Below are 22,515 nucleotides of genomic sequence, written 5' to 3' on the forward strand. Positions count from 1 at the left end.
CATGGAGAGGCTGCGACGACCACACCGCAATCCGCGACGGCGCTCTTCGTACTGTGACCCAGCCCCAGGCATTCCGGCTCACCCGGACGAACCGGGCCTACGGTTGCGGGTCAGCGCCGGAATTCGACCGGCTTCCCCTGGTACTGAGCAGTTATCAGCCGGAGTGCAACACGGATCCCGACGACGCGTCAAGGTGGCATGGGTCTCAGCGGACCGACCCGGACGGATGCGGTCGGCATCACGCACCGGGTGGCTGGCGGTCCCTTGATCACTCGGGTAGCGTCCAGGGCTGCCACATGGGGGAATCCGGTGCGATGCCGGAGCTGACGCGCAGCGGTGTGGGGGCGGCGGGGGCCGTTTCCGAGCCCGAATGCCCAAACGGCGATGCAGCACAGCAGCCGTACCACGCGTTCCGGACGGCGGCCCCCGGCATGCCCGGCCGTGCGTCCGTACGGCGATCGCGTGGTGCCCGGGACGGCCGGCGTCCGCCGATTCCAGGAGCAGGCCATGTCCCGTCCCCGTACGTCCCGCCGCCTCGCGCTCGCGGTGCCCGCCGCGCTCGGCGCCTTCGCCCTCACCGCGCTGCCCGCCTTCGCGACCTCGTCGCCGGCGCAGATCGCCACGTCCAAGACGAACGGCGTCGCCTACCTCAAGTCGCTGCAGGCGGCCGACGGTTCGTACGCCGGCGCCGGCCTGTCCAACGAGTGGGCGTTCAGCACCTTCGCCGCCGCCGGCACCGCGGTCGTCGACGTCGCCCCGGGCGGGGACACGACGAAGAACGCCCGCACCGTCTACCGGAACCTGCTGTCCACGGCGGGCTGGCCCTCGGCCTCCCCGGTGGTCACCGACTTCGAGCGCGGCACCCTCAACGCGTACGCCGCCGGCATCGACCCGGCCCGCGTGTCGGCCTCGCGCAACCTCATCGCGCACGTCTACTCCTACTGGCAGACCGCCGAGGCGGGCTACTTCGGCCCCTCCGGAAACTTCAACGGCACCGTCTTCGCGGCCCTTTCGCTGGGCGGCGCCAAGACCCAGGCCGGCGGCGCCCGCGTTCCGCAGGCGCTCACGGACGCGATGGTCACCCGCATCCGCGCCAACCAGCACGTCGACGGCGGCTGGACCTACAACAAGGCCGAGGGCAACCCCACCGTCCTCAACTCCGCGAGCGACGTCGACATGACCGGCGCCGCGATGGCCGCCCTGTGCGTCTCCGGCGTCCCCAACACCGACGCCGACGTCGTCCAGGCCAAGAACTTCCTCAAGAGCAAGCTCGTCGCCAACACCGGGGCCTTCAACTCCCTGTACGGGGTCAACACCAGCTCCAACGGCTGGGGCGTCGCCGGCCTCAACGCCTGTGGCATCAACCCGCAGACGGGCGACTTCCTCACCGCCAACGGCAAGACCCCGATCGACTTCCTGATCGCCAACCAGTACAACCCGGCGGGCGGTTTCAAGTACAAGCCGGCCGACACCGCCCCGACCGCGTACGCCTCCATCGACGCGCTGCGCGCCGTGGCCGGCGGCGGCTTCACCACGGCCCCGCCCGTCCCGGTCACCCCCGGCGCCCCGCAGTGGGTCGCCCAGTCCACCTTCACCGCCGGCACCGCCACCAGGCTGGCCCTGACCGTCGACGACGGCGCGGGCAGCCTCAAGGTCTGCTCGGTGGCCTTCACGCCGACCGGTACGACCACCACCCTCGGCGACGTCCTGAACGCGGCCACCAGCGGTGCCACCCCGGCGGGCTGCGTCACGAGCGTCACCCCGTCGTCCGGCACCGGCACCCTCACGAACGTCAACGGCAAGGCCAACAGCGGTGGCAACACCTGGAAGGTCAGCGTCGACGGCTCCGCCTTCGCCGGCGCCCTCCGCGAGAAGGTGATCAACGTGGGCGACACGATCGCCCTGCGCTGGGGCGCCTGATCCCCTCCGGGGGCGGGGACCCGCGTACGGGCCCCGGCCCCCGGAGGTCCGCGTACGGGCCCCCGCACCCGGAGGTCCGCGTACGGGCCCCCGCACCCGGAGGTCCGCGTACGGGCCCCCGCGCCCGGTGTCAGAACGCCCGGGACAGCGGCCGCTGCGGCGGACCGGTGTAGACGCCGAGCGGGCGGATCAGCGCGTTGTGCGCACCGGGCCGAATTCGCCGTCGCCCTGGGCTGCGAGCTGCGTCATGCCGGCCGTCTCGTCTACGCCGAGGGGCTCGCCGTGGCGGATCCGGGGGCCGCGACCACGATCGGGCTCGGGTGCCGGATCTGTGAGCGCCGTGACTGCGTCCAACGGGCCCGGCCGCCGGCCGGAGGGCGCCTCGCGGTGGACCCCGACCGGCAGACGTACGTCCCGTACCCGGTGTTCGGGAGCGGGTGACCGACCGTGTCCGGCCTCGCGGTGCGGGGCGGCACCCCGAGGCCGGGGCCGGTGCTATCCGAGCGCCTCGAAGGAGGCGACGAGGTCGGTGGGGGAGGGGAGCGCGGTGATGTCGGCCTGGATGGCGGCGGCGCCCTTGCGGAGGTCCTCGTCGGTGAGGAGGCGGCCGAGCAGGGCGGCGTCCACGCCCTCGCCGCTCGCGCGGACGGCGAAGCCCAGGCCCGTCGCGGCATCCACGTTGATGAAGTGGTCGGCGCCCTGCGGGAGGATCAGCTGGGGAACACCGCGGGCCGCGGCGGTGAGCATGGTGCCGGAGCCGCCGTGGTGCACGACCGCGTCGGCGGTGTCCAGCAGCTGGGCCAGGGGCACCCAGGGCAGGGGGCGGACATTGGGGGGAAGGGTGCCGAGCGGGCTCAGGTCGGTGTCGCCGACGGCGAGCAGGAACTCGGCGTCGACGGAGGCGGCCTCGGCGATCACCCGGGCGACGGGGTTGACGCCCGCGAAAGCGGTCACCACCGTTCCGAGCGTGACGGCGATCCGGGGCCGGGAGCCGCGGGCTATGAGATCGCCGGGGACCGTACCGCCGCCGTTGTACGGCACGTAGCGGACCCGCAAGCCGGTGCCGTCCCCGCCGAGGGAGGCGGGGACGACGTCGAGGACGGTACGGGTGGCCGGGCCTTCGACCCCGCGGGTCCGGTACTCCTCCGCCAGGACGTCGGCGAGCACGCGGACCATGCCGGCCCCGGACATCACGCCGAAGTTGTGGACGACGGCGGGTATGCCGAGTGCCGCCGAGACCAGGGGCGCGGCGGCCTGGAACGCGGCGTGGACGATGAGGTCCGGCCGCCAGGCGGTGGCGACCGCGAGCAGGCCGTCTATGGTGACCCGGCTGTGCTCGGCGAAACCGGCCGCGGCCAGCCGCTGGGTCTCCTCCTCGCTCTTGTCGTTCGTGACGAACTGCGGTTCGGTGCCCTCCGAGGCGCGCCGGAAGGCATCCATCAGCGTCGAGCCGTCGCCGATCTCGACGGTGGGCACGCCGGCCTGCCGCATCTGGTCGAGGGGGGCCGAGCCGGCGAACAACACCTTGTGCCCGGCGGCCTGGAGTGCCTGGGCGGTCGGGACCATCGGGAACAGGTGGCCTGCCGCGGCGGGGCCGGTGAACAGTACGCGCACTGCGTTACTCCTCGGGTGGAGCTCCTTCATTCCTCTGACGGATTGTTGAACGTATGTACCGCTGCGTCAGTTTCCTTCGAAGTGGTCGAATTCCGGCCGTTCCTGACGAGCGGTCGAGTCGCCGTCCTGGCAGGATGGCGGCATGGAACGCGTGGTGGGAGTCGGTGGGTACTTCATGCGGGCGGCCGATCCGGCGGCCCTGGGCGTGTGGTACCGCGACTGCCTGGGCCTGGACACCGACAAGTACGGCCTGTGGCGTCAGGAGGCCGGGCCGACGGTGTTCGCGACGTTCGAGTCAGAGACCGACTACTTCGGGTCCCGCGCCCAGCAGACCATGCTCAACTTCCGGGTCCGCGATCTGGACGCGATGCTCGCGCAGCTGCGCGCCAAGGGCGCGGACGTGGCCGGGGAAACGCAGGACATGGACGGGGTCGGCCGCTTCGGCTGGGTCACCGACCCCGAGGGCAACCGGATCGAGCTGTGGCAGCCTGCCTGACCGCGCACCGCACACCGTCTGGCCGAGCCGCTCAGGCGAACAGCTCGCCGAGCAGCTCGGGGCCGATGACGATGGGGGCCGGACGGTAGGCGGGCGGCCGCGTGCCCATCAGCTCGCGCACCAGGAAGTCCCAGCAGCGCGTGCGGACGTAGGCCAGGCAGTCGATGAACGTGTGCTCCGCCCCGGGCGCGAGGAGCAGCTCGAAGTCCTTGCCGGCGGCGATGAGCCGGTCCGCCAGCCGCAGGGTGTGGTCCGGGTGGACCTGGTCGTCCATTTCACCGTGGACGAGCAGGAGCCTGCCCGCCAGCCGGTCCGCGAGGCCCACGTTCGACGTACGGGCCCAGGCCTCCGGGGCGTCCGCGCCGTCGTAGGTCTCCACGAAGCCCGGGTTGAAGTGGCGGGCGTCGTGCGAGCCGGAGAGGGCGACCCCGGCCTTGTACACCTCGGGGAAGTCCAGCATCGCCCGCGCCGCGGCGAACCCGCCGCCGGAGTGGCCGAACGCGCCCACCCGGTCCAGGTCCATCCACGGCCGCGTCCGGGCCAGCTGCCGCAGCGCCGCGACATGGTCGGCCAGGCAGCCCGCGTCGGCCAGGCGGCCGTAGGAGGCGTCGTGGAAGGACTTGCTCCGCCCCGGGGTGCCGCGCCCGTCCAGCGCCACGACCACGAAGCCCAGCGCCGCGACGGGTTCCGCGTCGAGGCCCATGCCGCCGGGGTCGAAGCACGGGGCGACCCGGTTGACCTGCGGGCCGGGGTAGAGGTTGTCCACCACCGGGTAGCGCCGGGCGGGGTCGAACCCCCGCGGCCGGTACGTTGCCCGTGCTGTCCGGGCCCGACCCGTACTGGTGGTCGGGCGCGCCGTCGGTGGTCAGCGCCCACTCGCGGCCGTCGGACAGCGAGCGCGCCCACAGGTCGTGTCCCCGGCGGGACACCGCGAGCTTCCCGTCGGGTGACCGCACCTCCAGCGGATTGCCCGGCGGGGTGAACTCGGCCCGCTCACACACGTAGTCGTCCAGTCGGCAGCGCCAGTACGCGCCGAACGCGCCGAATTCCACGGCGCTGCCGGTCGGTTCGATGGCCATGAACGGCAGGGCCTCGGGGTCGACCCGCTCCCCGGACGCAGCGGCCAGCGCGGCGGCGAGCCGGGCGTGGTCGAAGGCCGGCTCGCGGGTGCCCGCCCCCGGGTCGACCAGCACGAACCGCCTGCCGACGCCATCGCTCACCGCGTACCAGAAGCGGGTGCCTCCGTCGATCCACTGCGGCCTGACCTTGTCGCCGACGACGAGCTCGCCGGGGCGGGCGACACGGCGCAGAAGCTGCTCGGCGGCCTGGTAGTCCTGAATGCTGCTCATTCTTCGTGTCCTCTGTCGGTTTCGGACTCGGGCAGGTGGGGTGCTTCTTCAGATGCTGCGGGCGGTGATGTCGCCGTAGGCGGTGGTGGCGTGGATGGTCAGGGCGGCGGTGGCGCCGTCGTTGTTCTGCAGGGAGTTGTGGATCCGGCCGTAACCGGTACCGGCGTCCAGGGAGGCGGAGACTCCGCGGGCCGCGCCGACCGTCACGTCACCGGCCTGGGTCGACAGCTCGACCGCACCCTGCGCGGCCTCGGCGACCTGGATGTCGCCCTTCTGCGTGCTGATCCGGGCCGGACCACCCAGCCGCCCGACCGACACATCACCCGCCATCAGCGTCAGCCGCGCACCGGCGGTCTCGTCGAGCTTGACCGTGCCCTGCGCCCCCTCGAAAGTGACCTCACCGAGCCGGCCGACCCCACGGAGCTCCGCACTGGCCGCCTTCGCCTCCACAGACGAGCCCGCCGGCAGCTGGACCGTCACCTCGACCGACCCCGAAGCCCCCAGGAGCTGACTCTTCGCCTCCGGCGTCGAGATCCGCAAAACCCCGTCCGCATACGTGACGGTGGTCCCCTCCGCCGCCTTCACATCGCGCCCCTTCGACGCGTTCACCGGCAGGACCTCCACCCGGGTGTCCGCGCGGTCCGCGGCGATGAACCGGACACGACCCGCGGCGATGTCCACAACGGCCGAGACCGGAGCGGGAGTGGCGAACTTCTGCATGATGCTTCTCCTTCTTCAGCGGCGGGCACCTCGTCGGCCCGCCGTTTCTGATGAACGAAAAGCTACGTTGCATTCACGAACTCGGCAACAGACTCGTTGCGCACGAAACGCATCACTGCAGCTCAAACCCAGTAATTCATTGCAATGGATCTGATTTCAACGCAACAGCTATCCTTGTTATGTTGCAATGGATGGAAAGTGAACGCTCCGTGCGGCTGACGGCAGGGAGAGGTCGACATGACGCAGCGCACCACGGTCCGCGATCTGCTCGACGAGCACGGGCGGACCCATGCAGAGGAAGCGGGCATCCGCCTGCGGAGCACCCCCGCTCCGCTCTACCAGCTCCTGGCCCTCTGCGTGCTCTTCTCGGTGCGCATCCAGGCCGGCATCGCGGTCGCCGCGGCGCGCGAGCTCTTCGCGGCGGGGATGCGCACCCCCCGGGCGATGGCCGCCGCGTCCTGGCAGGACCGGGTGGACGCCCTCGGCCGTGCCCACTACCGCCGCTACGACGAGAGCACCGCCACCGCACTGGGGGAGGGGGCGGAACTCCTCCTCGACCGCTATCGCGGAGACCTGCGCGGGCTGCGTGACGCCGCCGGCGGGGATCCTGGCCGGATCCGTGGACTCCTCCAGGAGTTCCCGCGGATCGGACCGGTCGGAGCGGACATCTTCTGCCGCGAGGTCCAGGGGGCGTGGCCCGAACTGCGGCCCGCGTTCGACAGTCGCGCCCTCCAGGCGGCCGCCGCGCTCGGGCTGCCGACGACGCCCGCCGGCCTTGCCGGCCTCGTCGCCACCGAGGACCTGCCGAGGCTCGCCGCCGCCCTCGTCCGGGCCGCACTCTCCTGAGCGGCCGGACGGGCGGCGGGGTCAGGCCTCGGGGGCGCCGCGGTCCGGCGGTGCGGTCACCACTCGGGATGCACGTCGTGGCTGTCGTAGCGGACGCCGGAGGGGGTGACCCACGGGCGGAAGCGGCCGGGGCCGGTGCCGTAGTGGGCGTACGCGACCGGTTCGAGGGTCTCGTCGGTGACGATCACGGCCCCGGCCTTCTGGGCGCTGCGCAGGGCGTGCGTCCAGTGCCGGCCGCGGTGGCCGGTGCGGTAGTCGGGGGTCTTGCACTGGGACATCGGGTCTCACCGCCTTGATACGGCCCGGTCCGGCTGGTTCCGGGAAGGCCATATACCCAGAAATGCCCCACTCGAACGCTTGGCCGTCCGCATATCGGTCGCCGGCGAAGCGTATGAGTGGCGTATGTGTGGCATAGGGGTGGGGTGTGAGCGGGGTGTGAGCGGGCAGGAGATTCCTTGTGGGTGTTGGACCTCCACACCGTACGTTCCCCGACGCGAGGCTCCGGAGCCGATTCCATGCCTCTTCCTCTGATCCCCCCTGTGTCCCCCAAGTCCCCGATCCTGCACCTGGAGCTGAACGGCGGGGAGGCCCCGGCCTACGCCCGGCGCGCGGCACACGACTTCCTGGAGCGCCCCGTGCAGGGGGCGCCCGCGTTCCCGCCCGTCGCGGTCGACGCCGCCCTGCTGGTGATCAGCGAGCTCGTCACCAACGCCGTACGCCACACGTCCGGAGGCTGCGTGCTGGACCTCCACCGGACGGCCGGCGGCGTGGACGTCGCGGTCACCGACACCAGCAGCGCGGAGCCGCGGCCCCGACAGCCCGGTCACCAGGGTGAAGGCGGATGGGGCTGGCACCTGGTCAACCGGCTCGCGACCGGAGTCGAGATCCGTCACCGCGGCGGGCGGGACGGCAAGACCATCCACGTCCACGTCCCCCGCTGACGCCCGTCGGCGCCCCCTGTACCGCCTGTGGGGCGGAACGCGCGATTCATTGACAGAAGTTGAACACAACCGGATGCTGAGAGCGCTCTCAGACTTCAATGAATCCATGCATCTACGTCATGCATGCCCGTGTCCGTCCCTCCAGCCGTGAGGCTCCCCCAGGGAGGAAGAACGTGTTCCGCTTATCGAAACTGCTCGTGTCCGGAGCCGCGGCGCTGGTCGTCGCCGCAGGTCTGTTGGTCGCCGGTCCACCGACGTCCGCCGAGGCCGTACCGGCGACCATCCCGCTCACGATCAAGAACAGCTCGGGACGCAGCGAGCCGGTCTACGTCTACAACCTGGGCACCCTGCTCGCCACGGGCCAGCAGGGCTGGGCCGACGCCAACGGGGCCTTCCACCCGTGGCCCGTGGGTGGCAATCCCCCCACCCCCGCGCCCGACGCGTCGATCGCGGGTCCGGCCACCGGGCAGACCAAGACGATCCGGATGCCCAAGTTCTCCGGGCGCGTCTACTTCTCCATCGGCCAGAAGATCGTCTTCAAGCTCAGCCCCGGCGGCCTGGTGCAACCGGCCGTGCAGAACCCCTCCGACCCCAACCGCAACATCCTGTTCAACTGGTCCGAGTACACGCTGAACGACGCCGGCCTGTGGATCAACAGCACCCAGGTCGACATGTTCTCGGCCCCGTACGCGGTGGGAGTGAAGGCGGCAGGCGGCGCGGTCACCAGCACCGGCCGGCTCAAGCCGGGCGGCTACGACGCCGTCTTCGGCCAGCTGCGCGCGGCCGGCTGGGGCGGACTGATCCAGAACCGCCCCGACGGCACCCCGCTCCGGGCGCTCGCACCCGGGCACGGCATCGAGGCGGGCGGAATCCCGGCCGGCGTCATGAACGACTACGTCAACCGGGTCTGGAGCAAGTACAGCTCGTCCACGCTCACCGTGACGCCGTTCGCGAACCAGCCGAACACCAAGTACCACGGCCGGGTCTCGGGCAACGTCATGAACTTCACCGACGGCTCGGGAGCCGTGGTCACCAGCTTCCAGAAGCCGGACTCCGACAGCATCTTCGGCTGCTACAAGCTCCTGGACGCACCCAACGACCTCGTCCGCGGCCCGATCTCCCGCACCCTGTGCGCCGGCTTCAACCGGTCGACGCTCCTGACCAACCCCGCCCAACCCGACGCGAACGGCGCCGGCTTCTACCGCGACGCCGTCACCAACCACTACTCCCGCATCATCCACGGACAGATGGCCGACGGTAAGGCGTACGGCTTCGCCTTCGACGACGTGGGCGCCCACGAGTCGCTGGTGCACGACGGCAACCCGCAAGAGGCCTTCATGACGCTGGAACCGTTCCACTAGGTCCCGGGCCCAGGGGTGGTGGCCCCCGGCTCAGTGGCTGTGGCGCGCGCCGTGCTCCAGCGACTGGGCCGGGTCCACGCCGGCACCCCGGCCGATGAGGAGCGGGGGCGCGTGTTCGCCCGGCCCGGTTGCGGTGAGGGGAATGCCGAGGCTCTGGCACATCCGCTGGGCGCGGGCCAGTGCGCTGAAGGTCATGGGGGAGGGGGCGTCGGTCGGCAGCTCGATCGTGACCTGGGAGGGGCGGTGCGCCTGGACGAGCGACTCGATCTGCAGGGCCGCCGCGGACCGGTTGGTGACGTTCAGCTCCTGCCGGATCTTCACGTGCAGGGTGTCTGCGGCGATGTGGTGACTGATGACCATGCTGCGCCCTCCCGCACACCGGGATCCGGACGGCACCGGCGGTGTGCGGTGCCCGGGTACCAGTGTCGCCCAGGAGCGGCCGCGCGGACGAGTCCGGAGCCCGGTCAGGCCTTGAGGGCGCGCCCCGCCACGGTCAGGGCGAGGCGGCGGGGGGCCAGGGCGGAGGCCGTCGCGGAGAGCCGGTTGCCGAGGCCGACGACGATGCTGGCCGGGGTCCTGCCGCGGTCCAGTGCGCGGCGCGCCGCGGTGACGACCTGCTCCGGAGTGGCCATCCGGCCCACGGCGGCGTCCCGGCTGCCGACGACGTCGAAGAACTCGGTGCGGACCGGCCCCGGCGAGACGGCGAGCACCCGCAGGGGCGAGGTGCGCGTCTCGTAGGCGACGGCCTCGGTGAAGTTCAGGACGAAGGCCTTGGTGGCGCCGTAGACGGCCATCGCCGGGGTCGGCTGATACGCGGCCGCGCTGGCGACGGTGACGAGGGCGCCCCGGCCGTCGGCCGTCAAGGCGGGCAGGAACTCCCTCGTCAGTTCCGTGACCGCGAGCACGTTGAGCTGGATCATCTCGCTGATCCGGGCGGGGTCCTCGGCGGCGAAGGGGCCGTGGCTGCCGAAGCCCGCGTTGTTGATCAGGGTGTGGACCGGTATGCCGAGTGCGTCGAGCTCCGCGCGCAGCGCCGCCGCGGCACCGGGCCGGGCGAGGTCCGCGGCGATCGGGCGGGCCTTGACCCCGTACCGGCGCTCCAGGTCGGCCGCCAGCTCCTCCAGCCGGTCGACGCGCCGCGCGACGAGGACGACGTCCGCCCCGCGCTCCGCCCACTGCCGGGCGAACTCGACGCCGAGGCCTGCGCTGGCCCCGGTGATCAGGGCTGTGGTTCCGCGGTATGTCATAGACATGGGTCGGTGCTCCGTTCCGGGACTCCGGCTGATGACCGAAGATGGTCGCTACCTGAATGTAGGCAGAGCAAACATTGTTGTCAATGACAACATCGGAGGAGGAGACCGCCTTGGCCGACGCCGATGCGCCCTATCACCACGGCAACCTCAGAGAGGCCCTGCTGGCACGTGCGGAAGCCGTGCTCGCGGCTTCGGGGGCGGACAGCCTCTCCCTGCGCGCCCTCGCGCGGGACCTCGGCGTCAGCCACGCGGCGCCGGGCCGCCACTTCCGCGACCGGCAGGCGCTGCTGGACGCGCTCGCCGTCAACGGCTTCACCCGGCTCAACGCGCGCCTGCGGGCCGCCGTGGGCGAGCCCGGCCCCGTCGTCGCCCGGCTCGCCTGCATGGGCCGCGCGTACGTGGACTTCGCCGTCGCGCACGCCCCGCTGCTGAGCCTGATGTTCACGGCCAAGCACGCCGACCACTCCAGCGCCGAACTCCGCGAGCTCGGCCACCAGAGCCTGGAGATCGCCGCCGAACTGATCGCCCTCGCCCAGCAGGAGGGAGTCGTACGGGCGGGAGACCCGGCCCGGCTCGCCCAGGTCGCCTTCTCCGTGGTGCACGGCCTCGCGGCCCTGGCCGTCGGGTCCCTCCTCGAGGACACCCCGCTGGACGAGGCGACCGACCTGGCCCTCGACGTCCTGCTCACCGGCCTCCGCGCAGCCGATCCCGTGCCGCACTCCTAGCGCATTTCCCTCCGGGACGCCACCACGGAAGAAAGCGGTGCGGCCGGAACCGATCGGAATGCGCGGGCGGATTCCCGTGCGGCGAGCGGTGCCGGCGCGCCTCCCACCTCCCGCTTCGCCGCCTCTCGCGGTGGGCGGGCCCTTTTCCTTGCCGGAATTCGGCGTCGCTTGTGGCGCATAACGGTTCCTCCGGTCCGATGAACTCCAACGAAAGGCCGCGTGCGGGAAGTTGGGCGTAGTTATGCTCCCGCCCACCGGTCAGAAGGTCCCCCCTTTTCGATAGTTCGAGGACGCCGATGGAGCAAAGAGACATTCCCCCCGAAAGTGCACACGTGGAGGGCAGAGCAAGCCGGCTGCTGCCCGCGATCGCGCTCGTGGCCGCCGCCTGCCTGGCCGGGGCGCTCGCTTCCTCCTCGGCGCCGCTCGGCACCGCCGTGATCGCCGTCGGCGCCCTGTGCACCGTGGCGGTCTTCGTCGAAGCGCTGCGGCGCGGCCGCGCGCTCGCCGCCGGGCGCGCCCAGGTCGCGGCTCTCCAGCACGTCCTGGCCCGGCAGGAAGCCGAGGCGGCCCGGCTGTCCGAGGTGGTGCTGCCCGAGGCCATCGAGCGACTGCGCAAGGGCGAGCTGGCCGAGGAGGTGCTGACCGCCCTGGGAGGGCGCGGCGGCCACGGCAACCGCTGGGGCAACGACGAGGCCCTGACCCCGCGCTTCAGGGCCGCCCTGCAGGCCGTGCTCTCCCACGTCATCGACGCGGTCGACAACGAGGAGAGCCTGCGCGACTCGGCGCAGCGCGCCTTCGTGAACGTCGCCCGCCGCGTGCAGGCGATCGTCCATCAGCAGGCCCACGAGATGCGCGAGATGGAGGACCGGCACGGCAGCAACCCGGACGTGTTCGGCGACCTCCTGCGGCTCGACCACGGCACCGCCCTGATCGGCCGGCTCGCCGACTCCATCTCGGTCCTCGGCGGTGCGCGCCCCGGCCGCCAGTGGAGCCGGGCCGTCACCCTGTACAGCGTGATGCGCGGCGCGATGTCGAGGATCATCGACTACCAGCGCGTGGAGCTCCACTCGGTCTCCGAGGTCGCCGTCGTCGGCCCGGTCGTCGAGCCGCTGATCCACACCCTGGCGGAACTGCTGGACAACGCCACCCGGTACTCGCCGCCGCACACCCGGGTCCACCTCACGGCCGTCGAGGTGCAGTCGGGCATCGCCGTGGAGATCGAGGACGGCGGCCTGAGCATGAGCGAGGAGGCCCGCGGACGGGCCGAGAAGATGCTCGCGCAGGCGCAGTCCGGCATCGACCTCAACGACCTGGGCGAAACGCCGAGGCTGGGCCTCGCGGTGGTCGGCCGGCTGGCGCAGGCGTACGGGTTCCAGGTGTCCCTGCGCTCGTCCGCGTACGGCGGCGTCCGCGCCGTGGTCATCGTTCCGCAGCACCTGATCACCACGGCGTCCTCCGCGACCGGTCTGGCCCACGGCATCGGCTCCTCCTCGGGGCCCAGGGCCGTGGCCGCCACACCGCGCGAGCACCCCTTCGACCGCTCGCCGGCGGGCACGTCCGTGCCCCGGCCGGCACCGGCTCCGGCTCCGGCGCCCAGGCCGGCGCCCGTCAGCGCCGGGCAGCCGGCCACCGAGCGCACCGCGACCGGCCTGCCGCAGCGACGCCGGAAGGACCGTGCCGCCACGTTCGACGTCCGGCCGGCCGCGGAGCCGCAGCCGGCGGACGACCAGGGCCCCGGAATGTGGCTGGAGGCCTTCCACAGCGGACTGTCCGGCGCGCCCGGCCACGACGCGCCGGGCGCCGAAGGCGCGTCGGGTTCAGCGACCAAGGGGGCGTAAGCAGTGATGACTCAGCGAATCAGCAGCATGGACTGGATGCTCAAGGACCTGGCCGCCGGAGTGCCGCAGACGCGGCACGTGATCGTACTGTCCGCGGACGGGCTCTGCGTGGCGCAGTACGGGGCCGAGACCGACACGGCCGACCGCCTGGCAGCGGCCTGCGCGGGCCTGCAGAGCCTCGCCGGGGCGGTGGCCGCGGAACTGCCCCGCTCGGAGGGCAGGATGCGCCTGGTCGTGATCGAGATGGACGGCGGGTTCTTCTACCTCATGGCCGCCGGCGACGGCTCCTATCTCGCGGTCCTCGCCGACGAGGGCGTGGACGCGGGCCTGATGGGGGCGCAGATGCGCAACCTGGTGACCCGAATGGGGGACCACCTGAGCAGCCCGCCCCGACATGACGGGCAGCCCGCGTGAATGAGCCGCCCACAAGCTGGGAGGAGGGCAGCCCCGAACGGCTCTACGTCATCACCGGCGGACGCAGTGGACCCTCCACCGCCGTCCATCTGGACCTCGTGACCTTAGTCGTGGCCAAAGGGGCCGCCCGGCCGGAGATGCAGCCCGAGCAGGCGGCCATCCTGCGGATGTGCCAGTCACCGCTGTCGGTGGCCGAGATCGCCGCGTACGCAGGCCTGCCCGTGAGCGTCGTCACCGTGCTGGTCGGAGACCTGATGGCCGCTCAGCGCGTGTACGTCCGCCCGCCCGTTCCCGCCGCGCAGCTACCCGACCTTGCTCTGATCGAGGCAGTGATCGATGGACTTCAGAAGCTCTGACACGCCGGCCGGGCCGCGCCAGGCGGACATACTGCCGCAGACGGCCGCGGCCGCCGTGAAAGTCGTCATCGTCGGCGGCTTCGGCGTGGGCAAGACGACGATGGTCGGTGCCGTCAGCGAGATCAAGCCGCTGACGACCGAGGAGACGATGACCAGGGCCGGCGTCGGCGTCGACGACACCTGGGGCGTGGCCCGCAAGATCACCACCACCGTGGCCATGGACTTCGGCCGCATCAGCATCAACGACGAACTCGTCCTGTACCTCTTCGGAACACCGGGCCAGGAGCGCTTCTGGTTCCTGTGGCGCGGGCTCTTCGAGGGCGCGCTCGGAGCGGTCGTACTCCTCGACACCCGGCGGCTGGAGATCAGCTTCGACGTCATCGGACGGCTGGAGGAGCGGGGCGTCCCCTTCGTCGTGGCCGTCAACTCCTTCCCCGGCGCGCCCGAGCATCCGATGGAGGAACTGCGCCAAGCCCTCGACCTGCCCCCCACCGTCCCGATCCTCGTCTGCGATGCCAGACGGCGGGACTCGTCCCGCGACGTCCTGCTGACCCTCATGCGCTACCTCCACTCCCAGGCAGCCACCCAGGAGGCAATGTGAGCACCACCCCCACCCCACCGCCCGAGTGCCCCGCCCACGCGGCGGCGGCCACGGCGGGCGGCCTGTACCGCCTCCACGGAGCGGAGGCCCAGGCCGATCCCCTCGCGCTGTACGAGAAGCTGCGGGCCGAACACGGCGCGGTGGCCCCCGTACTGGTGAGCGGGGACCTTCCGGCCTGGCTGGTCCTCGGCCACCGGGAGAACCTGGACGTGGCACGCACGTCCTCGCGCTTCGCCCGCGACCCGCGGGGCTGGCGCGACATGAGAGAGGGCCGGGTGCCGGCCGACACCCCGCTCGGCCCCATGGTCTCCTGGGTGCCGGTGTGCAACTTCACCGACGGGCCCGTCCACGAGCGGCTGCGCTCGGCCGTGGTGGAGTCCCTGGAGCGCTTCGACAAGCGCGGCATCCGCCGCTACGTGACCCGCTTCGCCAACCAGCTCGTCGACCAGATCGCGGGCGAGGGGTACGCCGACCTGGTCTCCGGCTTCTCCGACCAGCTCCCCATGCTGGTCATGACGCAGCTCATCGGGGCCCCCGACGAACACGGACCCCTGCTGGTCAACGCGGCACGCGACATGCTCCAGGGGACCGAGACGGCCCTGCAGAGCGACCGCTACGTCACCGCCACGCTGGAACACCTGGTCGTGGAGCGCAAGGCCAGGCCGGCGCGCGACCTCGCCTCCTGGCTGATCGAGCACCCCGCGAACCTGAGCGACACCGAGGTGCTGATGCACCTGCGCGTGGTGCTGATCGCGGCCTACGAGACCACCGCCAACCTGATCGCCAACACGCTGCGCACCGTACTGACCGACCCGCGCTTCCGGGCCAGCCTCTCCGGAGGCCACATGACGCTTCCCGACGCGCTGGAGCAAGTCCTGTGGGACGACCCGCCGATCAACACGATCATCGGGCGCTGGGCCACCGGTGACACCCTGCTCGGCGGCCAGGAGGTGAAGGCGGGCGACATGATCCTGCTCGGGCTGGCCGCGGGCAACGCCGACCCGCAGATCCGGCCGGATCCCGCCGTCTCCGTCCACGGGAACCGTTCCCACCTGGCCTTCAGCAGCGGCCCGCACGAGTGCCCGGGCCAGGACATCGGGCGGGCCATCGCGGACACCGGCATCGAGGTCCTGCTGGACCGGCTGCCCGACCTGCAGCTGGCGGTCGACGCGAGCGAGCTGCAATGGCGCGGCACGCTCATGTCACGCCACCTGCTGTCCCTGCCGGTACGGTTCGCCCCGCGCACCGTGCCGAACGCGGAGCCCCTGGAGGAGCAGCCGGCCGGGCACCCCGAGCACGCGTTCGTCCCGCCGCAGCCGACGGCGGCGCCCGCGGTCGCCGGCCGCCGCCGTCGCGGCGTCAGCTGGTGGCGGCGGCTGCTGGGCCGCCGCTGATCCGGCTCTCCCTACCGAGGGCCCCGGCCGCACCGGCCGGGGCCCTCGGCGTTGCTCAGTCGCGTACCTGCCGCCACCAGGCGGCGAGGGCCGGCACATCCGGAGGCTCGGTTCCCGGGCAGCTGGGCGCATCGGCGAACCGGACCTCGAACCGGGCGTCCGGGAGCGGCAGTTCGTGCCGGTTGCGCGGGCTCGCGTATCGGGGTGCCCGGCTCTGCCACGCGATGGAGCCGGCCACGTAGTGACCCAAGGCCGCGAGGTGACGGCGCAGTTCCCCGTTCGGACCGTTTGGACCGTCCGGAGCGTTCTCCAACTGCGCCCGCAGCCGGGCGAAGAGGACCATCACCCGGTCACGCAGGGCCACCGCCAGTGGCACCGCCTCGGCGGGGGTGCAGTTCTCCTGGTGGGCGAGGACGTTGACGAGGTTCACCTCCCGCGGCTCCAGGTGGTCGTCCTTGTCGTAGGAGAACAGGTCGTTGTCCGCGCTGACGACGAAACCGGCCGCATCCGTCAGTGCCGTCAGAGCGGGGGAGCAGAGCACCTCGGCCGGCAGCCGGTCCCCGCGTGCGACGTCGGACCAGGTCAGCGAGAAGCGCGTGCCGTTCGCCAACGGCCCCATGGCCACGAAGTCGTTCAGCCCCGGCATGGTCCCGGCCTCGGCCTGGGCGGCCCGCCAGGCCGCCCCGAGCAGCCAGTCGCGCGTCCCCTCGGTGAACCTGCGCAACTCGTACGGCGTGAGCAGGGCATGGGTGCGGCCGACCAGGTCCAAGAGCGCGCGGGTCATCGGCCCGTCGGGCAGGACCGACGCCCCCGGGTCCTCGATGGTCCGCAGCAGACGTACGCCGTGTTCGACGACGGCGCCCGTCCCCACCTCGTCGGAACCCGAGTCCTGCCAGTCGTCGACGGCGTTGGCCCAGTAGTTCCACTGGGTGAACAGCAGGAGGGCCTCCACGTTCCCGTCGGGGATGATGCGGCAGGAGAAGTCGGCGCTGTGGGTGGCGAGACCCCATGCGCGCTCGACCGGGTCGGGGTAGACGCCGAAGGCGTCCAGCCACTCGACCGCCAGGGCCTCCACCTGCTTCGCCTCGGGATGGACGAGGTCGCGCTCCAGGGGGCAGTAGAAGGACGGCAGGCGCGTACCGAGCAGCGAGGGGCGCGGTGGCGGCGACGGGGTGGGTGCCGGTGCCGGTGCCGATGCGGGTGCGGGTGACGTCGTCATGGGCGGCCTCCGAGCCGGAAGCGCAGCAGCCGCGTCTGCACCGCGTGGTCGCGCCAGAGCCGGAAGAACCTGCTGTGCGCGAGCGTCGACTGTTCGAGCCGTTCGCCGGTCCAGGCACCGGGCCGCGCGTTGGCGTCCGCGCGGAGCCGGTCGAGTTCGGCGGTGTTCCACGCCATGGACTGCACCCAGAACTCCGCCACCGAGTCCGTCACGTCCTCCTCGTGCACGAGTTCGAAGCCGGCCGCCTCGGCCGCGACCAGATACTCCCCCAGCAGCCCCAGCCGGGTTCTGTAGTAGCCGTCGATGAACTCGCGCCACTGGGAGCGGCCCACGAAATGCTCCTGGATCCCGAACCATCCACCCGGCTCCAGTGCTCTCGCGACGACGTCGAAGAGCCGGGACCGGTCGGTGTAGCCGCTGCTCTCGTTGGCGTAGACGGCGTCGTACGCACAGGTCTCGTCCAGGTCGTGCACATCCGCCAGTACGGGCTTCACCCGCCCGGCGACCCCGGCGCGCCGGGCGAAGTGCCGGACGATCGGGACGTGTTCCTCCGCGACGGTGAGGCTGGTGACCGAGGCTCCGTGCTCCTGCGCCCAGTACAGCGAGGTCCCGCCCAGGCCGCAGCCGATGTCCAGCAGCCGCCGGGGAGGAGCCTCGTACGCGCCCCACGACCGGGCAGCGTGCTCGACGATCCGCTCCTGCGCGTTGATCAGGCGCTGCTTCAGCATGTTCTGCGAGACGGTGGTGTCCGGCGGGCCGTCCGGGTACAGCCCCACGTGGAAGTGGACGCGGGGGCCCGGACCGTACTTCTGCAGGATCTCCTGTGTCTTGTGGCTGTAATAGAGCCGTATGGGGTCGTCCGCCGCGGAACCCTGGTCGCTGCCTAAGGACGATACGAGGGGGGTGACGCGCATGGGGGTGTCCGCCCTTTCGTGGGGTAGGGCTGCCTCCGGGACACGCTGTCACTGCTCTCACCGCGTCCCGTACGGCACACTGTTGAAGCACGGATCATCGTGGCACCTCGATGGCCCCACGTCAGCCCACTGGAGCAACACGCAACCGCGTCCGAATCCCACCGGAAGCCTGCGTGGGACCTACTTCCACTCCACCCCCTTCGTCTTGACCTTTCCCTGCTCCGGCGACGGCGTCGGAGCGGCGGTCGCGTCCTGCGGCGGGGCTTCGGTGACGACCCGGGTGGCGACCACCGCCTTCCAGACGGAGCTCCGATCCGTCTCGCACCCCTCTTGCTCAGCACGGCAACGCCCCGGGGCGCCCTGCGCCGCCCGCGGAATCAGATACACCGGCCGTACGTACCGGACGGGCTCGTCCTTGGTCCCCTGCGCCTGGTGCAGACGCGCTTCGGCCCGGCTCTCCTCCAGCAGCCGGCCGCCTTCCACCCGGGCGATCGCCTCGGTGCCGCCGCTCTCATCGGCCGCGGCGGCATCCGTGGGGCCACCGGAAGGGCGGCCGGGGCCCCTATGGACAAGTTGGCGGCGTCGTCGGATGTCCTGGGTGCGGCCGGGGCGTGTTCAGAGGTCGCGCCGGTGGACGACCGCGGTGGCGACGGCTGCGGCAGCGAGTGGCCAGGCCGCGTACACGATCCACGCCCCGGTGATCGTCGCCGGGTAGAGCACCGGCACGGGCGAGTCGCCCACCTCGGTCAGCCGGTCCCAGGCGCCCCGGGGCAGGGCGTGGAGGAGGGCGGCCGACCATGCGTGGCGGTCGTTGATCAGGGTGGGCAGCAGCAGGAGGACGCCGGTGAGCGTGACGATGGTGGTCGCGGTGTGCCGGATGAGCGCGCCGAGGCCCATGCCGATGAGCGCGCACACCGGCGCGAGCAGGGCGGACGCCGCGGTGGCGCGGAGCGCGCCGGGGTAGTCGAGCGGGAGGCCGACGTGCCGGCCGGACAGGACGGCCTGCGTCACGCCGAAGGAAACGGCCGCGACGAACGCGCCGTAGACCAGCATGACGGCCGTCACGACGGCCATTTTGGCAGCGACCACCGAGCGGCGGGCGGGGACGGCGGCGAAGGTCGTTCGGATCTGTCCGGTGCCGTACTCGCTGACGAGTGTGAGTGCCCCGATACTCCCGGCGGCGAGCATGAGGACCATGCCGGCGCCGAGGGTGAAGGCGTCCCGCATCGCCCAGATCGGCACGAAGAGGTCCTTGGTGCCCTGGGGGTAGTTCGGATAGTTGGTGTAGTCGGCGAGGGCGGCGTTCACGTTGATGCCGATGACGACCAGCGCACTGATCCCGAAGGCCCAGGGTGTGGAGCGCAGCGACCACAGCTTGATCCATTCGGCGGCGAGGAGGTCGCGGAAGCGGGCCGGGGTCATCGGGGTTCTCCTGCGAGGTATTCGACGCGGTCGCCGGTGAGTTCCATGAAGGCCTCCTCCAGGGAGGAGGTGCGCGTGGCCAGTTCCTGCAGCACGATGCGGTGCCGGAGGGCGAGTTCGCCGACGCGGTCCGCGCTCAGGCCGGTCACCTTGAGCTCCTTCGCTCCGTCAGGGCCGTCGCACCGGACCGAGGCGCCGTCGGCGACCAGCACGGCCGTGAGCGCGGCGGGGTCCGGGGTGCGCACGGTGACGCTCTGGCGGGTGCCGCGGGCCGCGAACTCCTTCACGCTCTCCGCCGCGATCAGCTCGCCCCTGCCGATGACGACGAGGTGTTCGGCGGTGTGCTCCATCTCGCTCATCAGGTGGCTGGAGACGAACACGGTGCGTCCCTCGGCGGCCAGCCGCCGGAACAGGCCGCGCACCCACAACACACCCTCCGGGTCGAGGCCGTTGATCGGCTCGTCGAAGAGAAGTACGGGTGGGTCGCCGAGCAGTGCGCCGGCGATTCCGAGCCGCTGCTTCATGCCGAGGGAGAATCCGCCGATGCGGCGGCGGGCCGCACCGGCCAGCCCGACCTCCCGCAGGACCTCGTCCGCCCGGCTTCGCGGAATGCCGTTGCTTCGGGCCAGGGCCGACAGGTGCCCCACCGCGGTGCGGCCCCCGTGTACGTCGTGGGCGTCGAGGAGCGCGCCCACGTGGCGAAGCCCGCGCGGGCGGTCCCGGAAGGGGAGCCCGCCGATGGTGGCGGTGCCGCTGGTGGGCCGGTTCAAGCCGAGGAGCACCCGCAGGGTGGTGCTCTTTCCGGCGCCGTTGGGGCCGAGGAACCCGGTCACGTGGCCGGGACGGACCGTGAAGCTGAGACCGCTCACGGCCGTGGTCTTCCCGTATCGCTTGGTCAGTTCGTTGACTTCGATCACCCGGCCAACGGTGCCGCGGTCCGGCCCGCGGGTGCATCGGGCCACCGACCACACTCCCGGTGCTCGCCGGTAGCCCGCGGGCGTACGCCCACGGGCCAATACCCCGCCGGGCGCTACGACATCTACGATCACGGCATGCCCACCATCCCGCACCCACCGCTGCCGAGAGGCGCTCTACGCATCGCGGGGGAGGCCCTGGCCTGGTGCGGAGCCATCGCCTACCCCGTGGTTCTGCACGTCACGATGCGCGGCAGCTGGCAGGGCTTCTCCGCCCCGATGCTCCTGCTGGTCGTCCTCCTCACGGTGTTGACGGCCAGTCTGCTGCGCCGCAGGCCGTTGCCGGCCCTCGCGCTGCTGCTCGCCGGCTGGTTCGCCGCAGTATCGGCGAGGGGCATGCTGGAAGCCGGACTTCTGCAGGTGCTGATCAGCGACCTTGCCGTCGGCTACATCGCGGCCACACGCCCGCGCCGCACCTCGCTCACCGCCGCCGGCATGGCGCTCGGCGGGCAGGCGGCCTCCGCGTTCTACTTTCCGTCCGGGCAGGGCGCGTACGTCCAGACGCTCGCTTTCATCGCCGTGGCCCTCGCCGCCGCCTGGACGGCCGGCGATTCGGTCCGCGAACGCCGGGAACACGCCGAGGCGTTGTACGCCCAGGCGACGGCTCAGGCCGTCACCGCGGAACGGCTCCGGATCGCGCGCGAACTGCACGACATGATCGCGCACAGCGTCGGGGTCATCGCCATCCAGGCCGGCGTCGGCAGACGCGTCATCGACACGCGGCCGGACGACGCCCGCAACGCACTCGCCGCCATCGAGACCACCAGCAAGGAGACCCTGGCCGGTCTGGGGCGGACGTTGGGCGCGCTGCGCCGCGCCGATGCGGGCGCCGGTGCGGGGGCCGGTGCGGGCTCGGCGCCGCGTGGTCCGGCGCCGGTCCTGGACGATCTCGACCGCCTGGCCGCGTCGGCGGAGGACGCCGGAATCCGTGTCCACGTACGCTGGCTCGGCGAGCGGCGGCCGCTGCCCGCCGACATCGAACTGGCCGCCTACCGGATCGTCCAGGAGTCACTCACCAACGTCGCACGCCACGCCGGCACCCGCGACTGTCTCGTCACCGTCGACTACCGGGCCGACGAGCTGTCCGTCGAAGTCGAGAACGACGGCCGCACCGGCCCCGCCCCGGCTACCGGCGGCGCCGCCGGCTGGGGCATCGTCGGAATGCGCGAGCGCATCGCCCTGCTGCACGGCCAGTTCACGGCCGGCCCGCGCCCCGAAGGCGGCTTCCGTGTGGCGGCCCGTCTTCCCCTGCCCGAAGGAGTCCACCTTCCATGACGATCCGCGTCGTCCTCGCCGACGACCAGCCGCTGGTGCGTTCCGGCCTGAGCGTGCTCATGGCCGGCACCGACGACATCCATGTCGTCGGAGAGGTCGCGACGGGCGCCGAAGCAGTCCGGCTCGTCGGGGATGTCCGGCCCGACGTGGTGGTGATGGACATCCGCATGCCCGGAATGGACGGCATCGAGGCCACCCGGAAGATCACGGCGGATTCCACGGCGACACGGGTCCTGATCCTCACCACCTTCGAGGACGACGACTACGTGTACGCCGCCCTGCGCTCCGGTGCGAGCGGATTCCTCGTCAAGAACATGGACCTGGACGACATCCTCACCGCCATCCGCGTGGTCGCCGCGGGAGACGCCCTGATCGCTCCGAGCGTCACCCGCCGCCTGATCGAGGAGTTCGCCGCACGACCCGAACCCACTCCCCGGCCGCGACCGGTCGAGGGCATCACCGAGCGGGAGCGCGAGGTGCTGACGCTCATCGGACGCGGCATGTCCAACGGCGAGATCGCCGTCCAGCTCTGCATCACCGTGGCCACCGCCAAGGCCCACGTGGCACGGCTCCTGTCCAAACTCGGCGCCCGCGACCGCGTCCACCTCGTCATCCTCGCCTACGAAACAGGCCTGGTCACACTGTCGGGCTGACCAGCCGGCCGTTTCGCAGGTGAGGAAGGCGAAGCCCGGCGTGAGCGTGGGCGACTACGCGAGCCAGAGCGAGCTGCGCCGATGACGTGCCGGTGGTATGTCCACGGTGTCCGCGGCATCGAAATCGAGTTCGCCGGCGCGGGAACGCACCAGCCCGAGGAGAGCCCCTACTTGGGCTCGCAGCCGCGCTCGCGCCCGGCGTTCCTCCGCTGCGGACCACCTGGCGACGG

The 22,515-nt window shown here is 71.9% G+C and carries 24 protein-coding genes, 1 pseudogene and 2 riboswitches; of the genes and pseudogenes, 14 read left to right on the plus strand and 11 right to left on the minus strand.

Annotated features, from left to right (window positions below; translation table 11 throughout):
* Nucleotides 1-45: 45 nt before the first annotated feature.
* Nucleotides 46-183: riboswitch (cobalamin riboswitch) on the minus strand.
* Between the two features lie 116 nt (nt 184-299).
* Nucleotides 300-376: riboswitch (cobalamin riboswitch) on the plus strand.
* Between the two features lie 131 nt (nt 377-507).
* Nucleotides 508-1,920 carry a hypothetical protein gene (locus ACIPYQ_RS10005; RefSeq protein ID WP_401248242.1) on the plus strand — a complete coding sequence of 471 codons (1,413 nt, stop codon included), beginning with the start codon at nt 508-510 and terminating at the stop codon, nt 1,918-1,920.
* 201 nt (nt 1,921-2,121) lie between these two features.
* A pseudogene (locus ACIPYQ_RS10010) lies at nt 2,122-2,361 on the plus strand (short-chain fatty acyl-CoA regulator family protein); the annotation flags it as partial.
* A gap of 54 nt (nt 2,362-2,415) precedes the next feature.
* Here the strand turns inward: ACIPYQ_RS10010 and ACIPYQ_RS10015 are convergent.
* On the minus strand, nt 2,416-3,534 hold the full coding sequence (locus tag ACIPYQ_RS10015) for a nucleotide disphospho-sugar-binding domain-containing protein (protein ID WP_401248245.1): 1,119 nt from the start codon (nt 3,532-3,534) through the stop codon (nt 2,416-2,418).
* A gap of 142 nt (nt 3,535-3,676) precedes the next feature.
* On the opposite strand from ACIPYQ_RS10015, the gene ACIPYQ_RS10020 reads away from it, so the two are divergent.
* The gene (locus ACIPYQ_RS10020) at nt 3,677-4,030 is read left to right on the plus strand and encodes a VOC family protein (RefSeq protein ID WP_401248248.1); all 354 of its coding nucleotides are present in this window, start codon (nt 3,677-3,679) and stop codon (nt 4,028-4,030) included.
* Nucleotides 4,031-4,061: 31 nt separating this feature from the next.
* Here ACIPYQ_RS10020 and ACIPYQ_RS10025 read toward each other — a convergent pair whose 3' ends face one another.
* Both ACIPYQ_RS10025 and ACIPYQ_RS10030 read right to left on the minus strand, forming a co-directional pair.
* The gene (locus ACIPYQ_RS10025; RefSeq protein WP_401248251.1) at nt 4,062-4,799 is read right to left on the minus strand and encodes an alpha/beta hydrolase family protein; all 738 of its coding nucleotides are present in this window, start codon (nt 4,797-4,799) and stop codon (nt 4,062-4,064) included.
* Nucleotides 4,800-5,427: 628 nt separating this feature from the next.
* Nucleotides 5,428-6,099, minus strand: a complete 672-nt coding sequence (locus tag ACIPYQ_RS10030) for a DUF4097 family beta strand repeat-containing protein (RefSeq protein ID WP_401248254.1) — start codon at nt 6,097-6,099, stop codon at nt 5,428-5,430.
* Between the two features lie 237 nt (nt 6,100-6,336).
* Between ACIPYQ_RS10030 and ACIPYQ_RS10035 the strand changes: the two genes are divergently transcribed.
* Nucleotides 6,337-6,945 carry an endonuclease gene (locus ACIPYQ_RS10035; protein WP_401248257.1) on the plus strand — a complete coding sequence of 203 codons (609 nt, stop codon included), beginning with the start codon at nt 6,337-6,339 and terminating at the stop codon, nt 6,943-6,945.
* A gap of 56 nt (nt 6,946-7,001) precedes the next feature.
* Here the strand turns inward: ACIPYQ_RS10035 and ACIPYQ_RS10040 are convergent, their stop codons facing one another.
* Nucleotides 7,002-7,223, minus strand: coding sequence for a hypothetical protein (locus ACIPYQ_RS10040; RefSeq protein WP_401248260.1), 222 nt, complete (start codon nt 7,221-7,223; stop codon nt 7,002-7,004).
* Nucleotides 7,224-7,484: 261 nt separating this feature from the next.
* On the opposite strand from ACIPYQ_RS10040, the gene ACIPYQ_RS10045 reads away from it, so the two are divergent.
* Nucleotides 7,485-7,886: an ATP-binding protein gene (locus tag ACIPYQ_RS10045; protein WP_401248263.1), complete on the plus strand. Its 402-nt coding sequence runs from the start codon at nt 7,485-7,487 to the stop codon at nt 7,884-7,886.
* 173 nt (nt 7,887-8,059) lie between these two features.
* On the plus strand, nt 8,060-9,247 hold the full coding sequence (locus ACIPYQ_RS10050) for a glycoside hydrolase family 64 protein (RefSeq protein WP_401248265.1): 1,188 nt from the start codon (nt 8,060-8,062) through the stop codon (nt 9,245-9,247).
* Between the two features lie 30 nt (nt 9,248-9,277).
* Here the strand turns inward: ACIPYQ_RS10050 and ACIPYQ_RS10055 are convergent, their stop codons facing one another.
* Nucleotides 9,278-9,607 carry a hypothetical protein gene (locus ACIPYQ_RS10055; protein WP_401248268.1) on the minus strand — a complete coding sequence of 110 codons (330 nt, stop codon included), beginning with the start codon at nt 9,605-9,607 and terminating at the stop codon, nt 9,278-9,280.
* Between the two features lie 104 nt (nt 9,608-9,711).
* Complete coding sequence (locus tag ACIPYQ_RS10060) at nt 9,712-10,500, minus strand: SDR family NAD(P)-dependent oxidoreductase (protein WP_401248271.1); 789 nt, start codon at nt 10,498-10,500, stop codon at nt 9,712-9,714.
* Between the two features lie 83 nt (nt 10,501-10,583).
* Between ACIPYQ_RS10060 and ACIPYQ_RS10065 the strand changes: the two genes are divergently transcribed.
* From ACIPYQ_RS10065 to ACIPYQ_RS10090, 6 genes are all read left to right on the plus strand, one after another.
* The gene (locus ACIPYQ_RS10065; protein ID WP_401248274.1) at nt 10,584-11,225 is read left to right on the plus strand and encodes a TetR/AcrR family transcriptional regulator; all 642 of its coding nucleotides are present in this window, start codon (nt 10,584-10,586) and stop codon (nt 11,223-11,225) included.
* Between the two features lie 296 nt (nt 11,226-11,521).
* Complete coding sequence (locus tag ACIPYQ_RS10070) at nt 11,522-13,063, plus strand: sensor histidine kinase (protein WP_401248277.1); 1,542 nt, start codon at nt 11,522-11,524, stop codon at nt 13,061-13,063.
* A 6-nt stretch (nt 13,064-13,069) separates the two neighbouring features.
* Nucleotides 13,070-13,477: a roadblock/LC7 domain-containing protein gene (locus tag ACIPYQ_RS10075; protein ID WP_030713382.1), complete on the plus strand. Its 408-nt coding sequence runs from the start codon at nt 13,070-13,072 to the stop codon at nt 13,475-13,477.
* Nucleotides 13,474-13,833, plus strand: coding sequence for a DUF742 domain-containing protein (locus tag ACIPYQ_RS10080; protein ID WP_401248282.1), 360 nt, complete (start codon nt 13,474-13,476; stop codon nt 13,831-13,833). Before ACIPYQ_RS10075 ends, ACIPYQ_RS10080 begins: the two co-directional genes overlap by 4 nt.
* Complete coding sequence (locus ACIPYQ_RS10085) at nt 13,814-14,434, plus strand: GTP-binding protein (RefSeq protein ID WP_401248285.1); 621 nt, start codon at nt 13,814-13,816, stop codon at nt 14,432-14,434. The genes ACIPYQ_RS10080 and ACIPYQ_RS10085 overlap by 20 nt, the downstream gene beginning before the upstream one ends.
* The gene (locus ACIPYQ_RS10090) at nt 14,431-15,828 is read left to right on the plus strand and encodes a cytochrome P450 (RefSeq protein WP_401248287.1); all 1,398 of its coding nucleotides are present in this window, start codon (nt 14,431-14,433) and stop codon (nt 15,826-15,828) included. The genes ACIPYQ_RS10085 and ACIPYQ_RS10090 overlap by 4 nt, the downstream gene beginning before the upstream one ends.
* A 55-nt stretch (nt 15,829-15,883) precedes the next feature.
* Here the strand turns inward: ACIPYQ_RS10090 and ACIPYQ_RS10095 are convergent, their stop codons facing one another.
* The 5 genes from ACIPYQ_RS10095 to ACIPYQ_RS10115 form a co-directional block, all read right to left on the minus strand.
* Complete coding sequence (locus ACIPYQ_RS10095; protein WP_401248290.1) at nt 15,884-17,047, minus strand: hypothetical protein; 1,164 nt, start codon at nt 17,045-17,047, stop codon at nt 15,884-15,886.
* On the minus strand, nt 17,044-17,961 hold the full coding sequence (locus ACIPYQ_RS10100) for an SAM-dependent methyltransferase (RefSeq protein WP_401248293.1): 918 nt from the start codon (nt 17,959-17,961) through the stop codon (nt 17,044-17,046). Before ACIPYQ_RS10100 ends, ACIPYQ_RS10095 begins: the two co-directional genes overlap by 4 nt.
* 180 nt (nt 17,962-18,141) lie before the next feature.
* On the minus strand, nt 18,142-18,444 hold the full coding sequence (locus ACIPYQ_RS10105; protein ID WP_401248296.1) for a hypothetical protein: 303 nt from the start codon (nt 18,442-18,444) through the stop codon (nt 18,142-18,144).
* 132 nt (nt 18,445-18,576) lie between these two features.
* Nucleotides 18,577-19,383: an ABC transporter permease subunit gene (locus ACIPYQ_RS10110; RefSeq protein ID WP_401248299.1), complete on the minus strand. Its 807-nt coding sequence runs from the start codon at nt 19,381-19,383 to the stop codon at nt 18,577-18,579.
* Nucleotides 19,380-20,300, minus strand: coding sequence for an ABC transporter ATP-binding protein (locus tag ACIPYQ_RS10115; RefSeq protein ID WP_401248301.1), 921 nt, complete (start codon nt 20,298-20,300; stop codon nt 19,380-19,382). Before ACIPYQ_RS10115 ends, ACIPYQ_RS10110 begins: the two co-directional genes overlap by 4 nt.
* A gap of 135 nt (nt 20,301-20,435) precedes the next feature.
* Between ACIPYQ_RS10115 and ACIPYQ_RS10120 the strand changes: the two genes are divergently transcribed.
* A complete protein-coding gene (locus tag ACIPYQ_RS10120) occupies nt 20,436-21,632 on the plus strand; it encodes a sensor histidine kinase (protein ID WP_401248304.1) in 1,197 nt (398 codons plus the stop codon).
* Nucleotides 21,629-22,285 (plus strand): response regulator, encoded by a 657-nt coding sequence (locus ACIPYQ_RS10125; protein WP_401248307.1) that lies wholly within the window; start codon nt 21,629-21,631, stop codon nt 22,283-22,285. The genes ACIPYQ_RS10120 and ACIPYQ_RS10125 overlap by 4 nt, the downstream gene beginning before the upstream one ends.
* The last annotated feature ends 230 nt before the right edge of the window (nt 22,286-22,515 follow it).

The organism is Streptomyces sp. NPDC090045 (genome assembly GCF_044747975.1).
GTDB lineage: Bacteria > Actinomycetota > Actinomycetes > Streptomycetales > Streptomycetaceae > Streptomyces.

Coding starts and splice junctions, on each gene's coding strand:
- ACIPYQ_RS10085 (WP_401248285.1), top strand. CDS start 13,814: ATGGACTTCAGAAGCTCTGACACGCCGGCCGGGCCGCGCCAGGCGGAC.
- ACIPYQ_RS10125 (WP_401248307.1), top strand. CDS start 21,629: ATGACGATCCGCGTCGTCCTCGCCGACGACCAGCCGCTGGTGCGTTCC.
- ACIPYQ_RS10005 (WP_401248242.1), top strand. CDS start 508: ATGTCCCGTCCCCGTACGTCCCGCCGCCTCGCGCTCGCGGTGCCCGCC.
- ACIPYQ_RS10075 (WP_030713382.1), top strand. CDS start 13,070: ATGACTCAGCGAATCAGCAGCATGGACTGGATGCTCAAGGACCTGGCC.
- ACIPYQ_RS10035 (WP_401248257.1), top strand. CDS start 6,337: ATGACGCAGCGCACCACGGTCCGCGATCTGCTCGACGAGCACGGGCGG.
- ACIPYQ_RS10110 (WP_401248299.1), bottom strand. CDS start 19,383: ATGACCCCGGCCCGCTTCCGCGACCTCCTCGCCGCCGAATGGATCAAG.
- ACIPYQ_RS10060 (WP_401248271.1), bottom strand. CDS start 10,500: ATGTCTATGACATACCGCGGAACCACAGCCCTGATCACCGGGGCCAGC.
- ACIPYQ_RS10055 (WP_401248268.1), bottom strand. CDS start 9,607: ATGGTCATCAGTCACCACATCGCCGCAGACACCCTGCACGTGAAGATC.
- ACIPYQ_RS10065 (WP_401248274.1), top strand. CDS start 10,584: ATGACAACATCGGAGGAGGAGACCGCCTTGGCCGACGCCGATGCGCCC.
- ACIPYQ_RS10030 (WP_401248254.1), bottom strand. CDS start 6,099: ATGCAGAAGTTCGCCACTCCCGCTCCGGTCTCGGCCGTTGTGGACATC.
- ACIPYQ_RS10095 (WP_401248290.1), bottom strand. CDS start 17,047: ATGACGACGTCACCCGCACCCGCATCGGCACCGGCACCGGCACCCACC.
- ACIPYQ_RS10020 (WP_401248248.1), top strand. CDS start 3,677: ATGGAACGCGTGGTGGGAGTCGGTGGGTACTTCATGCGGGCGGCCGAT.
- ACIPYQ_RS10070 (WP_401248277.1), top strand. CDS start 11,522: ATGGAGCAAAGAGACATTCCCCCCGAAAGTGCACACGTGGAGGGCAGA.
- ACIPYQ_RS10040 (WP_401248260.1), bottom strand. CDS start 7,223: ATGTCCCAGTGCAAGACCCCCGACTACCGCACCGGCCACCGCGGCCGG.
- ACIPYQ_RS10100 (WP_401248293.1), bottom strand. CDS start 17,961: ATGCGCGTCACCCCCCTCGTATCGTCCTTAGGCAGCGACCAGGGTTCC.
- ACIPYQ_RS10120 (WP_401248304.1), top strand. CDS start 20,436: ATGCCCACCATCCCGCACCCACCGCTGCCGAGAGGCGCTCTACGCATC.